This is a genomic window from Micromonospora arida (assembly GCF_003857035.1).
In the GTDB taxonomy this organism is placed as follows: domain Bacteria; phylum Actinomycetota; class Actinomycetes; order Mycobacteriales; family Micromonosporaceae; genus Micromonospora; species Micromonospora arida.
Map to the genome: position 1 here is coordinate 1 of NZ_QGSY01000312.1, position 13,545 is coordinate 13,545.

Genomic DNA, 13,545 nt, shown 5'->3' on the forward strand with positions numbered 1-13,545 from the left:
GGGTTAGACGGCGGCCAGGACCGCGGCCTCCAGGCGGGCCCGGGTGGCGTCGTCCGGCCAACCGCCGACCAGATAGAAGGCGTCGACCACGTCGGCGCCGAGGGTGGAGATGCGGGCCGCGCGAACCAGGGCGCCAGCCTCGTCGAGCGCGCAGGCGACCCGGTAGAGCAGCCCGGCGGCGTCGGCGGCGCGCAGTTCCAGCAGTACGGCGTCGGTGGCCGCCTCGCGGTGCCAGACCACTCGTGGGGCCGCGCCACCGCCACGGCTGGCGAGCGCACGGCCGCGCAGCCGTTGGGTGACCGACACGTCGCCGGCGACCGCCCGGCGCAGGTCGGCGCGGAGGGGGACCGGGTCCGGCGGAAGGCCGTAGCGGGGCTGCACCCGGCACTCGACCAGGGCCCGGCCGTCGACGGCGGAGGCGTCCGCGGAGATCACCTCCAGCCGGTGCAGCGCCAGGCAGCCGGCCACCGTGGCGAGCAGACCCCGCCGGTCGGCCGCCGCGACCGACACCCGGTCGCCGGTCAGGTGGACGACCGGCAGTGGCCCGGCCAGCAGCTCCGGGTTCGGGGCGGGTGGCTCGGGGAGTACGCCGGTGTCCAGCGCGGTGCGAACCCGGGCGACCAACTCGGCGACGAGGCGGCCCTTCCAGTCGGACCAGGCCGCCGGCCCGGTCGCCGCCGCGTCGGCGCGGACCAACGCGTGCAGCACGTCGAGGGTGCCGGTGTCACCGACCGCCTCGGCCACCGAGGCGATGGTGACCGGGTCGGCCAGGTCCCGGCGGGTGGCCACGTCAGGCAGCAGCAGGTGCAGCCGGACCAGCTTGCCGATCAGCTCGACCTCCGCCGCGGGCAGACCGACCCGGGTGGCCACCGCCTGGGCAACCGGCACACCGACGGTGCTGTGGTCACCGGGGAGGCCCTTGCCGATGTCGTGCAGGAGAGCGCCGAGGAGCAGCAGGTCGGGGCGCTCCACCTCGCGGGCGTGCCGGCTGGCCTCGTGCGCGGTCTGCACGAGGTGCCGGTCGAGGGTGAAGCGGTGCACCGGGTTGTGCTGGGGCAGGCTGCGCAGCCGGGTCCACTCGGGCAGCCAGCCGTCGACCAGCCCGTACCGGTCGCAGGTCTCCCAGGCGGGCACCAGGCCGGCACCGGCGCCGAGCAGGGTGATCAGCGCGGCCCGGGCCTCGGCCGGCCAGGGAGCCGGCAGGGGCGGGCAGTACGCCGCCAGCCACTCGCAGGTGGCCCGCGCGATGGGGATCCGGGTCGTGGCCGACGCGGCGGCCACCCGCAGGGAGAGGCTCGGGTCGGGGCGTGCCCCGATCGCCGTGCGGGCGAGCACCAACTCGCCGTCGTGTTCGACCACGTCGCGGGCGACCGGGCGGCGGGCCGGGCGGCCGTTGCCGCCCCGGGAGCGGCCGGAGCGCAGCCGGTCGGCGGCCCGGAAGGCGTCGTCCAGGGCGTGGCTGACCGTGCGGGCGTCACCGGCGACCCGACGCAGCAGCGCGTCGCCGTCTTCCACGACGGCTCCCGGCCGCCGCGCGGCGTCAGACGCGCCGGGCTGGAGTTGTCGCAGACCGAGCAGGGTGGCCACTCCGTCGCGCTCCTGGGCGACCAGCCGGTCGACCCGTCGGCCGACCTGCTGGTGCAGCGCGTCGCGGGTGTCCAACAGGCGCAGGTGGGCGGCGCGTACGGCGGGACGCAGCGCGTCGGTGATGCCGGCGGCGGAGATCGCCCGCAGCAGCCCCACGTCACGCAGACCACCGGCGGCCTCCTTGAGGTCGCCCTCCAGCAGGAACGCCAGCTCACCGTGGGCCTGCCAACGGGCCTCGGTGACCTCCCGCAGGCCGGGCAGGTGCCGGACCGCGGTGCGCCGCCAGTGATCGGCGGCGGTGCGGATCAGCGCGTCGGCCAGCGTCTGGTCCCCCCCGATCAACCGGGCGTCGAGCAGCCCGAGGGCGACCTTCACGTCGTCCTGGGCCACCGAGAGCGCCTCGGCGACGGTGCGTACGGAATGGTCGAGCCGCAGGCCCGCGTCCCAGATCGGGTACCAGACCGAGGCGGCCAACTCGTCGGTGCCGGGCACCCCGGCGTGCAGCAGCACCAGGTCGAGGTCGCTGTACGGGGCACACTGCCGCCGACCCAAGCCCCCGACGGCCAGCAGTGCCACCCCGTCCCGCGCCGGCAGCAACCCCCGCAGAAACGAGTCGTAGGCGGCGGCCCGCCCTCGCCGGGCCGCTTCCCCGATCCCCCCGGGAACGCCGACGACCTCGTTGATCAAGAGGTTCGCGTCGCCGTCATCGGCGGGTCCTGACGCGTTCTTCTTGATCAACGAGGTCATGTCAGTCGTGGCCGCGTCAGAGTGCGTCGAGGCCGCGTTCGCCGGTACGCACCCGGACGACCTCTTCGACACCGGTGACCCAGACCTTGCCGTCACCGATCTTGCCCGTGCGGGCCGCTCCGACGATGGCGTCCACCACCTTGTCGACGTCGATCTCGTCGGTGAGCACCTCGACCCGGATCTTGGGCAGGAACTCGACCGTGTACTCGGCACCCCGGTAGACCTCGGTGTGCCCCTTCTGCCGCCCGTACCCCTGAACCTCGCTGACGGTCAGCCCGGCCACCCCGAGGGCGTGCAGGGCCTCCTTCACCGCGTCCAGTTGGTACGGCTTGATGACTGCGGTCACCAGCTTCATGTCCAACCCCTCCATCCCAGGAACGTTAACCGGCGACCTTTTCGCTGACCGGCTCGGCGGGCTCCGCCTCCGGCTTGGCACCACTCGTCGTGCCGCCACCGGGGGTGCCGATGCCGGCCATCGCGAACGCGCTGCCGCTGCCGCCGCCGGCCGGGGACAGGTCGTAGCTGCTCTCGGCGTGCTCGGCGATGTCGATGCCCTCGACCTCGTCCTCACCCTTGACCCGGAAGCCGATCGTCTTCTCGATGACGAAGGCGAGCACCCAGGCGATGCCGAACGACCAGACGGTGACGATCAGGCCGGCGAGGGCCTGCCGCCCGAGCTGGGTCGCGCCGCCGCCGTAGAAGAGGCCGTCGGAGGCGCCCACCACGTCGGTGATCGCGGAGTTGACCGAGTTGGTGGCGAAGAGACCGAGCCAGAGCGACCCGATCCAACCACCGACGAAGTGCACGCCGACCACGTCGAGCGAGTCGTCGTAGCCGAGCTTGTACTTGAGGCTGATGGCGAGCGCGCACACGGCCCCGGCGACGACGCCGAGCAGGACGGCCGCCCAGGGGGCGATGAACCCGCAGGCCGGGGTGATGGCGACCAGGCCGGCGACGGCACCGGACGAGGCACCGACCATGGTCGGCTTCCGGTCCTTGATCCACTCGACCGCGATCCAGCCGAGCACCGCAGCCGCCGTGGCGAGCTGGGTGTTGATGAAGGCGAGGCCGGCGACCGAGTCGACGGTCAGCTCGGAGCCGGCGTTGAACCCGAACCAGCCGAACCACAGCAGACCCGCACCGAGCGCGACCAGCGGGATGTTGTGCGGCTTCATGCCCTCACGCGGCCAACCGAGCCGCTTGCCGAGCACCAGAGCCACGGCCAGGGCCGCCGCACCGGCGTTGATGTGCACCGCGGTGCCACCGGCGAAGTCCAGTGCGTGGATGTCGCCGCCGATGATGCCGCCGCCCCACACCCAGTGGGCGACCGGGAAGTAGACCAGGGTGGCCCAGCCGAAGGCGAACAGCAGCCAGCCGGCGAACTTGGCCCGGTCGGCGATGGCACCACTGATCAGCGCGACGGTGATCACCGCGAAGACCATCTGGAATGCCATGAACACGTAGAGCGGGACCCCGATGCCGCTGGGGTTCTCCGCCGTGGCACCCCACAGGTCGGTTTCGGCGAGGAAGGTCTTGGTGCCGAGGTACGCGCCCGGGTCGCCCCAGAAGCCGTTCACGTCGGCCCCGAAGGCGACGCTGAATCCGTAGAACCACCACAGAATAGAGATGAGCCCGATAGCCGAGAAGCTCATCATCATCATGTTGAGTACGCCCTTGGCCCGGTTGAGGCCGCCGTAGAACAGCGCCAGTCCGGGGGTCATGAGCAGCACGAGCGCGGTCGAAACCAGCAGCCACGTGGTATTGGCGCCGTCGATCGTCGGTGCTTCAGGCACGCTGGCCTCCTAAAGGTGAAGTCCTCCTTCGCGGCTTTCCGGGGCAGCGTCGCCCGTAGGCCGGTTGCGCGGAAGCTTCGCGGCCGGCTGTTTCACTTTGGGTCCCGTGCGGGTTTCCGTTTCGTGACGGGTTGTTTCGGACGTGTCACGAACTCCGCACAGTCGTCGGCATGGACGAAGGTGGATCGACCGGACGGCGATCGTCGATAGCTGACCGGTCAGCGGCATCGACCGGTGCGCGTGACCGGCCGGGCCGAGCATCGCCCGACCGGCGCTCAGCGGAGGGCGTTCTCCAGAGCGTGCCGCTCGTAGTCGAGCAGCCGCAGATCGCGCATCGGTCGACGCAGGTGGCCCTTGTGCACGATCCGGACGAACGCCGGCTCACCGGCGGCAGCCATCCGCCGGATCCCCTCGACGTGGTCCACGATCCGTTTACGGATGGTCCGGATCAGCCGGTGCCGGTCCCGGGGGATCAGCCCGTACGCGTCGGCGAAGAGCCGGAGGCGGCGCGGGCGGTCCGGGTGCTTCCAGCCCAGCGTGATCGAGTCCCGGTCCGCGAAGATCGGCACCCAGGTCCAGGCCGCGTACGCCACGTCGTAGATCCGCGCTCCGGGCGAGGCGAGGTCGAAGTCGATCAGCCCGAGGGTGCCGTCCGGACGCCAGATCACGTTGTGCGGCGCGGCGTCGTGGTGGCAGATCACCTCGGTGTCCGGTGGTGGGGGGCCGAACGAGCGCCAGACCGCCGCCTGCGGAGGGGTGAAGCCGTACTGCGCGTCATGGAACATCCGCAGCATGGTGGCGACGGTGACCAGGGCCTCGTCGGTCACCCAGTGCGGGGCGAGCGGATATTCTCCGCACTCCCCCTCCAGGTACGACAGCACCTCACGATTGCGCTCGTCCATCCCGAGCGCCCGAGGGGCGCCGGTGAACCCCACGTACTCCAGGTGGCGCAGCAGCGCGTGTACGGACGGGGTCCACGGCCCGGCGTTGCGCCGGACCGTGTCACCCACGCGGACAACGGTGCTCACGTTGCCGCCGTGCAGCGGGATCTCCTGCGAAGTCACGTACGGTCTCCCGAGGCGCTGCGAAGGATGGCCGGGGTCACGCCAGCCCGCGTACGCGCGATCGTCAGTGGTCACCCGAGACTACGCGTCCCGGCCGGTGGCCTCGGTCCCCAGCAACGCGTCGACGAACTGCGCCGGGTCGAACGGGGCCAGGTCGTCCTTGCCTTCGCCGAGGCCGACCAGCTTGACGGGGATGCCGAGCTTGCGCTGCACGGCGATCACGATGCCGCCCTTGGCGGTGCCGTCGAGCTTGGTCAGCACCACACCGGTCACGTTGACCACCTCGGTGAAGACCCGGGCCTGCTCCAGGCCGTTCTGGCCGGTGGTGGCGTCCAGGATGAGCAGTGTCTCGTCGATCGGGCCCTGCTTCTCCACCACACGCTTGACCTTGCCCAGCTCGTCCATCAGGCCGACCTTGTTCTGCAGGCGGCCGGCGGTGTCGATGAGCACGGTGTCCACGCCGGTGTCGATGCCCCGCTTGACCGCGTCGAAGGCGACGCTGGCCGGGTCGGCGGCCTCGGGCCCCCGCACGGTCTCCGCTCCGACGCGCGAGCCCCAGGTCTCCAGTTGGTCGGCCGCGGCGGCCCGAAAGGTGTCCGCCGCGCCGAGCAGCACGCTGCGACCGTCGGCCACCAGCACCCGGGCGATCTTGCCGCAGGTGGTGGTCTTGCCAGCGCCGTTGACGCCGACGACCAGGACCACCGCCGGCACGCCGTCCTTGGGGGCGGTCCGCAACGAGCGGTCCAGGCTCGGGTCGAGCGCGTTGACCAGCTCGGCGGCGAGCAGTGCCCGCAGCTCGGAGGCCGAGCGGGTGCCGAGCACCCGGGTGCGCTCGCGGAGCCGGTCGACGATGTCGCGGGTGGCGTCGACGCCGACGTCGGCGGTGATCAGGCTGTCCTCGATCTCCTCCCAGACGTCCTCGTCGAGGTGGTCGCGGGCGAGCAGGCCGAGCAGGCTCTTGCCGAACACGTTCTGGGAGCGGGACAGCCGCGAGCGGAGCCGGACCAGCCGCCCGGCGGTCGGCTCGGGGACCTCGACCTGCGGTTCGAGCACCGGCGGCGGCTCGACCAGGACGCCGGTGGACAGATCGGACTCCGGTGCCTCGACCGGCGGGCCGGCGAGATCCTCCTCAGCCCTGGTGTCGACCTCCGTGCGTGGCAGCGGGGGCTCGGGCCGTCGCCGCAATCGCGGCACGACCAGCCCGACTGTGCCGGCGATCAGCACACCGAGCAGGACCAGAGCGAGGACGAGATATTCGGCCATGCCGGAATCCTGTCAGATGCCGGCGGCGGCGTCCCAGCCACCGCACCCCGAGCCGTGCCCGAAGCGGTGCTGGGGCTCTCAGCACCGCACCCGGCCGGCACCAGCGAACCGGCGGTAGGCTCGGCCGCATGCCCGCCGCACACCTCCTCATCGGCCCACTTCTGCGGCGAGTGGTGGACACCCGGGCGACGATCTGGGTGGAGACCGCCGCGCCCGCCGTGGTCACCGTCCGCACTGCCGGCGGCGCCACCGGCGCCGCGCCCACCTTCTCGGCGTACGACCACCACTACGCCCTCGTGGTGGTGGAGGGCCTCGCCCCGGACAGCGAGACCACCTACGAGGTGCTGGTCGACGACGAGATCGTCTGGCCGGTGCCGAGCAGCGGGTTCCCGCCGAGCGTGATCCGCACCCGGGCCGCCGACGATCGGGACCAGCCGGTAAATCTGATCTTCGGCTCGTGTCGCGAGACCACCCAGCACGCCACCACCCGCAAACTGCCACCGGACGCGTTGGACGCGTACGCCCGGCGGTTGATGGCCGACCCGGAGTCGAACCCGCTGCCCGATCTACTGGTGCTGCTCGGTGACCAGGTCTACGCCGACGTCACCTCGCCCACCGTGCGCCGGCTGCTGCGTCGGCGGCGGCGGCGGCCGAAGGGCGCTCCGGCCGACCAGGTGGTGAGCTTCGACGAGTACACCAAGCTCTATCTGGAGTCCTGGCGTGACCCGGAGATCCGCTGGCTGCTCTCCACAGTGCCCAGCGTGATGATCTTCGACGATCACGAGATCATCGACGACTGGAACACCTCGGCGGCGTGGCGAGCCGAGGTGCGCGAGCAACCCTGGTGGCAGGAGCGGATCGGCAGTGGGCTCGCCTCGTACTGGGTCTACCAGCACCTGGGCAACCTCTCCCCCGACGAGATCGTCGCCGATCCGGTCTTCGCGAAGGTCGCCGCCGCCGAGGACGCCACCAACGTGCTGCGCGAGTTCGGCCACCGGGTCGACCAGGAGTCCGACCTGGCGCACGACACCGAGCGCTGGCGCGCGGTGCAGTATCAGTGGAGCTACGCACTGGACCTGGGCCGGACCCGGCTGGTCATGCTGGACAACCGGTGCAGCAGGGTGCTCGAGCCCAACAGCCGGGCGATGCTGCCGCCCGGCGAGTGGGCCTGGTTCCTCGACCAGGCGCACGGGGTCTACGACCACCTGGTGGTCGGCGCGTCGCTGCCCTGGTTGCTGCCGCAGGGCATCCACCACATCGAGGCGTGGAACGAGAAGCTGGCGGACTCACGCCGACCGTGGGTGGCGCGCGGGGCGGAGAAGCTGCGCCGCGCCCTGGACCTGGAGCACTGGGCGGCGTTCCGGCGGTCCTTCGAGGCGCTGGCGGAAACGTTCGCCCGCATCGGCACCGGCACGCCGCGGCAGTCCGGCGCGCGGATCGGGGCCGGCCCGGCGTACGCCCCACCGGCGTCGATCAGCGTGCTCTCCGGTGACGTGCACCACTCGTACGTGGCGCGGGCCCGGTTCCCGGACCCGGCGGTGGTGACCCCGGTGCACCAGCTCACCTGTTCGCCGATCCACAACCAGGTGCCGGCCGGTATCCGCCCGCTGATGAAGATGGGCTGGTCGGCCGGTCCGGCCGGCGCCACCCGGGCGTTGGCCCGCTCCGCGGGTGTCCGCCGGCCGGGGGTGCGGTGGCGCAAGTTGGCCGGTCCCTACTTCGGCAACGCGGTCGCCACCCTGACGCATGAGGGGCGCAGGGCCGACGTGGTCATCGAGGGCACCACGAAGGACGGCCACCTACGCCCCGTGATGCGACGCCGACTCTCGGCCGCTGCACGGCCGACCTCGCCGTAGTCTCTACGCGTGGACGAGCACCTGCCAGAACCGATCCGGGCGGTCGAGCACGAGTTGACCGCCCTGCTGCGTCGTGGGCGGGCGGTTTCCTGGGAAATCGCCCGCGAGGTGCACCCGAACCTGGAGCCGAACACCTACGGGCTGCTGCTCTGGTTGCGGCGCAGTGGGTCGATCCGGTTGACCGAGTTGGCGGCGCGGCTCGGTGTGGGCAAGGGAACGCTCAGCCGGCAGATCAACGCCCTGGAGGTCCTCGGCCTGGTCTACCGCGACCCCGATCCGAGCGACCGGCGGGCCGCGCAGATCACGTTCACCGAGGAGGGCCAGCGCCGGTTCGACGCTGCCCGGTCCGCGCGGGTGGGAGAGTTGCTGCGCACGCTGAACGACTGGCCGGCCCAGGACGTCGAGGATTTCGCTCGGCTGCTCGGCCGGTTCAACGACTCCTGGCAGTAGGGGCGTCGAACACGGAATAGCATCGCGGTCCGTCAAGTTGTTGCTCTAGGCAACCAAGGCATACGGTTGCTTCAGGCAACTCTCAGGCGGCCCGCGCGTACCAGCCCCGCCGTTCCACCTCGACTCCGCTCGGAGGCAACAACGATGAGCCAGGCGACAGCGCCTCCCCAGGCGACCGCCGTGACCATGACCCACCGGCAGATCCTGGAGGCACTCTCCGGCCTGCTGCTGGGCCTGTTCGTCGCGATCCTCTCCTCCACGGTCATCTCGAACGCGCTGCCGCGGATCATCACCGAACTGCACGGCGGCCAGTCCGCGTACACCTGGGTGGTTACCTCGGCCCTGCTCGCGACGACCGCGACCACCCCTATCTGGGGCAAAATGGCCGACCTGACCAGTAAGAAGACACTTGTCCAACTCGCCCTGGGCATCTACGTGCTGGGCTCGGTGTTGGCCGGCCTCGCGCAGGGCACCGGCGAGCTGATCGCCTGCCGCGTGCTGCAGGGCATCGGCGCCGGCGGCCTCACCGCGCTGGCCCAGGTGATCATGGCCACGATGATCGCGCCGCGCGAGCGGGGCCGCTACAGCGGCTACCTCGGCGCCGTGATGGCCGTCGGCACCATCGGCGGCCCGCTGATCGGCGGCGTGATCGTGGACACCTCCTGGCTCGGCTGGCGCTGGTGCTTCTACGTCGGCGTGCCATTCGCCATCGTGGCGCTGATCGTGCTGCAGAAGACCCTGCACCTGCCGGTGGTCAAGCGGAAGGCCGAGATCGACTGGTGGGGCGCCACCCTGATCACCGCGGCCGTGTCGCTGCTGCTGATCTGGGTCTCGCTCGCCGGTGACCAGTTCGCCTGGGCGTCCTGGCAGACCGCCGCCATGGTCCTCGGGGCCCTGGTGCTCGGCGCGCTGGCGATCCGGGTCGAGACCCGGGCCGCCGAGCCGATGATCCCGCCGCGGCTGTTCCGCAACCGCACCATCACCCTCGCCGTCGTCGCGAGCATCGCGGTCGGTGTGGGCATGTTCGGCGCGTCGATCTTCCTGGGCCAGTACTTCCAGATCAGCCGTGGGCAGAGCCCGACCATGTCCGGTCTGATGACCCTGCCGATGATCCTCGGTCTGCTGGTCTCCTCCACGGTCATCGGTCGGGTCATCACCAAGACCGGCCGCTGGAAGCGCTACCTGGTGATCGGCTCGGCGCTGCTCACCGTCGGCTTCGCGCTGATGGGCACACTGCGCGCGGACACCAGCTTCACCCTGCTCAGCGTCTACATGTTGGTGATCGGCGTCGGTCTGGGCATGACCATGCAGAACCTGGTCCTCGCCGTGCAGAACACCGTCGGTCCGCACGAGCTCGGCGCGGCCAGCTCGGTGGTGGCGTTCTTCCGCAGCCTGGGTGGCGCGATCGGCGTCGCCGCCCTCGGCGCGGTGCTCGCCCACAAGGTCAAGGACTACACCGCCGACGGGCTGGCCCAGCTCGGCATCCCCGCGTCCAGTTCCGGCTCGGGTGGCACCCTGCCCGACGTGCACACCCTGCCCGGCCCGCTGCGGGCCGTCGTGGAGGGCGCGTACGGCCACGGTGCCGGCGACATCTTCCTGGCCGCCGCGCCCTTCGCGCTGATCGCGCTGATCGCGGTCGCCTTCATCAAGGAGGTACCTCTGCGGCAGCACAACGGCGACCCGGTTTCCGGCGAGGTCGAGCGGGAATCGACAGTCGCCGCCGGCGCTGGCGCAGCCGTGGTCCGTACCGGTGAGCAGAGGTGAGGTAGAACCATGAGCGTGGGAGCACCGGACCGCGAGGAGTTCGGCCCCCGGACCCGCCCGTTGCCCTTCGAACGGGGCACGGACGGCCCTCGGGTGATCATGGTGGGTGTCGACGGCACCCGCACCTCCGAGCGGGCCGGCTCCTACGCCGCCGGCCTGGCGCGCCGGCAGGGCGCCTCCCTGGTGGTGGTCTTCGTCAGCTCGTCGAGCGGCCTGACCGCCCTGGTGCCCGGGATGGACGCCGGCGCGGTGCAGCGGACCCACGACGAGCTGGCCGACGAGCTGCGCCGGGAGTGCCGGCGCGGGGCCGAGGAGTTGGGCCTGCGGGTGACCTTCCTGTGCCGGCGCGGCGACGCGTACGCCGAGCTGCGCGCGGCGGCGGACGAGTTCCAGGCCGACATGGTGGTGGTGGGTGCCTCCGAGCAGGCCGGGCACCGCCTGGTCGGCTCGGTCGCCACCCGCCTGGTCCGCGCCGGCCGCTGGCCAGTCGTCGTGGTGCCCTGAAAACCGCTCGCGACTGTCTTGCCCGAGCCGCAGGATGACCCGATGACGACTTGGAGAGCACCGGAGATCGACCGCAGCCACGAGCCCTTGGTCGCTGATGAGCGCACCATGCTGGAAGGCTGGCTCGATTACCACCGCGACACCTTGCTGCACAAGTGTGCCGGCCTGACCGCCGAGCAGTTGCGCACGGCAAGCGTCGAGCCGTCCGGCCTGAACCTTCTCGGGTTGGTCCTGCACATGACCGATGTGGAGCGCTCATGGTTCCGCCAACGCTTCGCCGGCCAGGACCTGCCCGACCTCTTTGACTACACCACCGACAACGACGCCGACTTCCACGCTGCGGCCAGCGCCGACGCGGAGGCCGCCTTCGCCGCCTTCCGGGCCGAGGTCGAAGCGGCCCGCGCGGCGACCGAGGGGCGGTCCCTGGACGACACGTTCAGGCTGACCCGCAGCGACGGGAACCGCACCTTCAGCCTGCGCTGGGTGTACGTGCACATGATCGAGGAGTATGCGCGGCACAACGGCCACGCCGATCTGATCCGGGAACGCATCGACGGCGTCACCGGCGACTGACCCGCTGCCCCGTCAACCGGTCAGCCAAGTCCCACACCGCCGGCCTGGAGCAGTCCCCGACCACCCTGGCCCGCGACAACGACCGGCTGCTGTGGGTCAACAGCCAGCTCAACGCGACCGCGCCGGCACCACCGTTCACGGTGGCCGAGGTCCCCGGCCTGCGCTGACAGGCGGCGCGGCTCAGTAGTCCAGAGCCGCCCGCAGGTAACGCAGGTCGGAGTGGCCGCCCCAGCGGTGCGCCGACAGCCCGGCGGCCCGGGCACCCCGCACGGCCCAGTCCTCGTCGTCGACGAAGAGGACCCGGGCCGGCGGGGTGGTCAGGGCCACGCAGGCGGCCTTGAAGTATTCCGGGGCGGGCTTGTGCACGCCGATCACCGAGGAGTTGACCACCACGTCCAGTTCGCCGACCAGGCCGAGTGCGGCCAGGTCGGCGTCGAGCAGGTCGGTGGCGTTGGTGCCGAGCCCGACCCGGACGCCCGCCGCACGGACCTCCCGGACGAACGCCAGCACCTCCTGGTCGACCTCTCCCCGGTAGCTCTGCCACTGCTCCACCGCGGCGCGGGCCCGTTCCGGGCTGCCCACCGACTCGGTCAGGGCGTCCGCCACGCTGTTCATCCACTCGGCGTGGTTGACCTGGCCGGTGAGCACCGGCTGGAGCCGCCCCCACTGCATGGCGATCTCGCCGAGCACACCCTCGGAGAGGCCGTACTCCCGCTCGACAACGGCAGCCACCGCCGGGTCCCACCGGCGCAGTACGCCATCGAAGTCCAGCAGGAGCGCCGTCGCGCGTTCCCGAGCCACTACCCGTTCTCCTCGCCGCGGCCAGGCCGCTGGTCGTCCTCGTCGGCCCGGTTGAGCCGTTGGCTGATCACCTGAGTGACCCCACTGCGCATGGTCACGCCATAGAGCGCGTCGGCGATCTCCATCGTCCGCTTCTGGTGGGTGATGACGATCAGCTGACTCTTCTCGCGCAACTGTGCCAGCAACGTGATCAGCCGGCCCAGGTTGACGTCGTCCAGGGCCGCCTCCACCTCGTCCATGATGTAGAACGGGCTGGGCCGGGCGCGGAAGATCGCCACCAACATGGCCACCGCGGTCAGCGACCGCTCGCCACCGGAGAGCAGCGACAGCCGCTTGATCTTCTTGCCCGGCGGGCGGGCCTCCACCTCGACGCCGGTGGTGAGCAGGTCGTCCGGTTCGGTGAGGATCAGCCGTCCCTCGCCACCGGGGAAGAGCACTGTGAACACCTGCTCGAACTCCCGGGCGGTGTCCTCGAAGGCGCTGGCGAAGACCTCCAGGATCCGCTCGTCCACGTCCTTGACCACTGTGAGCAGGTCCCGACGGGTGGCCTTGAGGTCCTCCAACTGCTCGGAGAGGAACTTGAAACGCTCCTCCAGCGCGGCGAACTCCTCCAGCGCGAGTGGGTTGACCTTGCCGAGCAGGGCCAGTTCGCGTTCCGCCTTCGCGGCCCGCTTCTCCTGCACCGGCCGCTCGTAGCGCACCGGCTCGGGCACCGGCAGACCGTCCCGTTCGGCCGCAGCGACGTCCACCTGGGTCGGCGGAACGGGCTGAGTCGGACCGTACTCGGCGACCAGCGTCTCCACGTCCAGCCCGAAGTCCTCGGCGGCCTTCGCCTCCAACTGCTCGATGCGCAGCCGCTGCTCCGCCCGGGCCACCTCGTCGCGGTGCACCTGGCTGGTCAGCCGCTCCAACTCCGCACCGAGCCGCTTGGCGGCACCGCGTACCTCCTGAAGCTCCGCCTCCCGCGCGGCGCGCTCCAGCGCGACCGCGTCGCGGTGCTCCTCGGCCGTCGCGATCGAGGTGGTCAGCCGGGTCAGCGCCTCCCGGGCACCACCGGCGACGGACCGGGCGATGCCCGCGCCCCGGGCGCGGGCGGCCCGCCGCGCCGCCGCGCGTTCCCGGGCGGCCCGCTCCGCGGTGGCC

The 13,545-nt window shown here is 71.6% G+C and carries 12 protein-coding genes; 5 read left to right on the plus strand and 7 right to left on the minus strand.

Annotated features, from left to right (window positions below; translation table 11 throughout):
• Positions 1-3: 3 nt before the first annotated feature.
• The 5 genes from DLJ58_RS31080 to ftsY all read right to left on the minus strand — a co-directional run bounded on the left by DLJ58_RS31080 (position 4) and on the right by ftsY (position 6,454).
• Positions 4-2,334, minus strand: coding sequence for a [protein-PII] uridylyltransferase (locus DLJ58_RS31080; RefSeq protein ID WP_124861963.1), 2,331 nt, complete (start codon positions 2,332-2,334; stop codon positions 4-6).
• A gap of 16 nt (positions 2,335-2,350) precedes the next feature.
• Entirely contained in the window at positions 2,351-2,689 is a 339-nt protein-coding gene (locus tag DLJ58_RS31085) for a P-II family nitrogen regulator (RefSeq protein ID WP_172862163.1), read from the minus strand.
• A gap of 25 nt (positions 2,690-2,714) precedes the next feature.
• A complete protein-coding gene (locus tag DLJ58_RS31090) occupies positions 2,715-4,127 on the minus strand; it encodes an ammonium transporter (RefSeq protein ID WP_124861966.1) in 1,413 nt (470 codons plus the stop codon).
• Between the two features lie 275 nt (positions 4,128-4,402).
• Complete coding sequence (locus DLJ58_RS31095) at positions 4,403-5,266, minus strand: phosphotransferase (RefSeq protein ID WP_181539524.1); 864 nt, start codon at positions 5,264-5,266, stop codon at positions 4,403-4,405.
• 6 nt (positions 5,267-5,272) lie between these two features.
• Complete coding sequence (ftsY, locus tag DLJ58_RS31100) at positions 5,273-6,454, minus strand: signal recognition particle-docking protein FtsY (RefSeq protein ID WP_112603473.1); 1,182 nt, start codon at positions 6,452-6,454, stop codon at positions 5,273-5,275.
• A 128-nt stretch (positions 6,455-6,582) separates the two neighbouring features.
• Between ftsY and DLJ58_RS31105 the strand changes: the two genes are divergently transcribed.
• The 5 genes from DLJ58_RS31105 (at position 6,583) to DLJ58_RS31125 (ending at position 11,601) form a co-directional block, all read left to right on the plus strand.
• Entirely contained in the window at positions 6,583-8,310 is a 1,728-nt protein-coding gene (locus DLJ58_RS31105; protein ID WP_124861970.1) for an alkaline phosphatase D family protein, read from the plus strand.
• Between the two features lie 9 nt (positions 8,311-8,319).
• Entirely contained in the window at positions 8,320-8,760 is a 441-nt protein-coding gene (locus DLJ58_RS31110) for a MarR family winged helix-turn-helix transcriptional regulator (protein ID WP_244219206.1), read from the plus strand.
• 144 nt (positions 8,761-8,904) lie between these two features.
• Positions 8,905-10,524, plus strand: coding sequence for an MDR family MFS transporter (locus DLJ58_RS31115; RefSeq protein WP_124861973.1), 1,620 nt, complete (start codon positions 8,905-8,907; stop codon positions 10,522-10,524).
• A gap of 9 nt (positions 10,525-10,533) precedes the next feature.
• Positions 10,534-11,028 (plus strand): universal stress protein, encoded by a 495-nt coding sequence (locus tag DLJ58_RS31120; RefSeq protein WP_244219207.1) that lies wholly within the window; start codon positions 10,534-10,536, stop codon positions 11,026-11,028.
• 42 nt (positions 11,029-11,070) lie between these two features.
• A complete protein-coding gene (locus tag DLJ58_RS31125) occupies positions 11,071-11,601 on the plus strand; it encodes a DinB family protein (RefSeq protein WP_124861985.1) in 531 nt (176 codons plus the stop codon).
• 180 nt (positions 11,602-11,781) lie between these two features.
• Here the strand turns inward: DLJ58_RS31125 and DLJ58_RS31135 are convergent, their stop codons facing one another.
• Together DLJ58_RS31135 and DLJ58_RS31140 are read right to left on the minus strand one after the other, a co-directional pair.
• Positions 11,782-12,402 carry an HAD family hydrolase gene (locus DLJ58_RS31135; RefSeq protein ID WP_124861976.1) on the minus strand — a complete coding sequence of 207 codons (621 nt, stop codon included), beginning with the start codon at positions 12,400-12,402 and terminating at the stop codon, positions 11,782-11,784.
• A partial coding sequence (locus tag DLJ58_RS31140; RefSeq protein WP_148098024.1) for an AAA family ATPase occupies positions 12,402-13,545 on the minus strand: 1,144 nt, incomplete at its 5' end. The genes DLJ58_RS31140 and DLJ58_RS31135, both read right to left, overlap by 1 nt.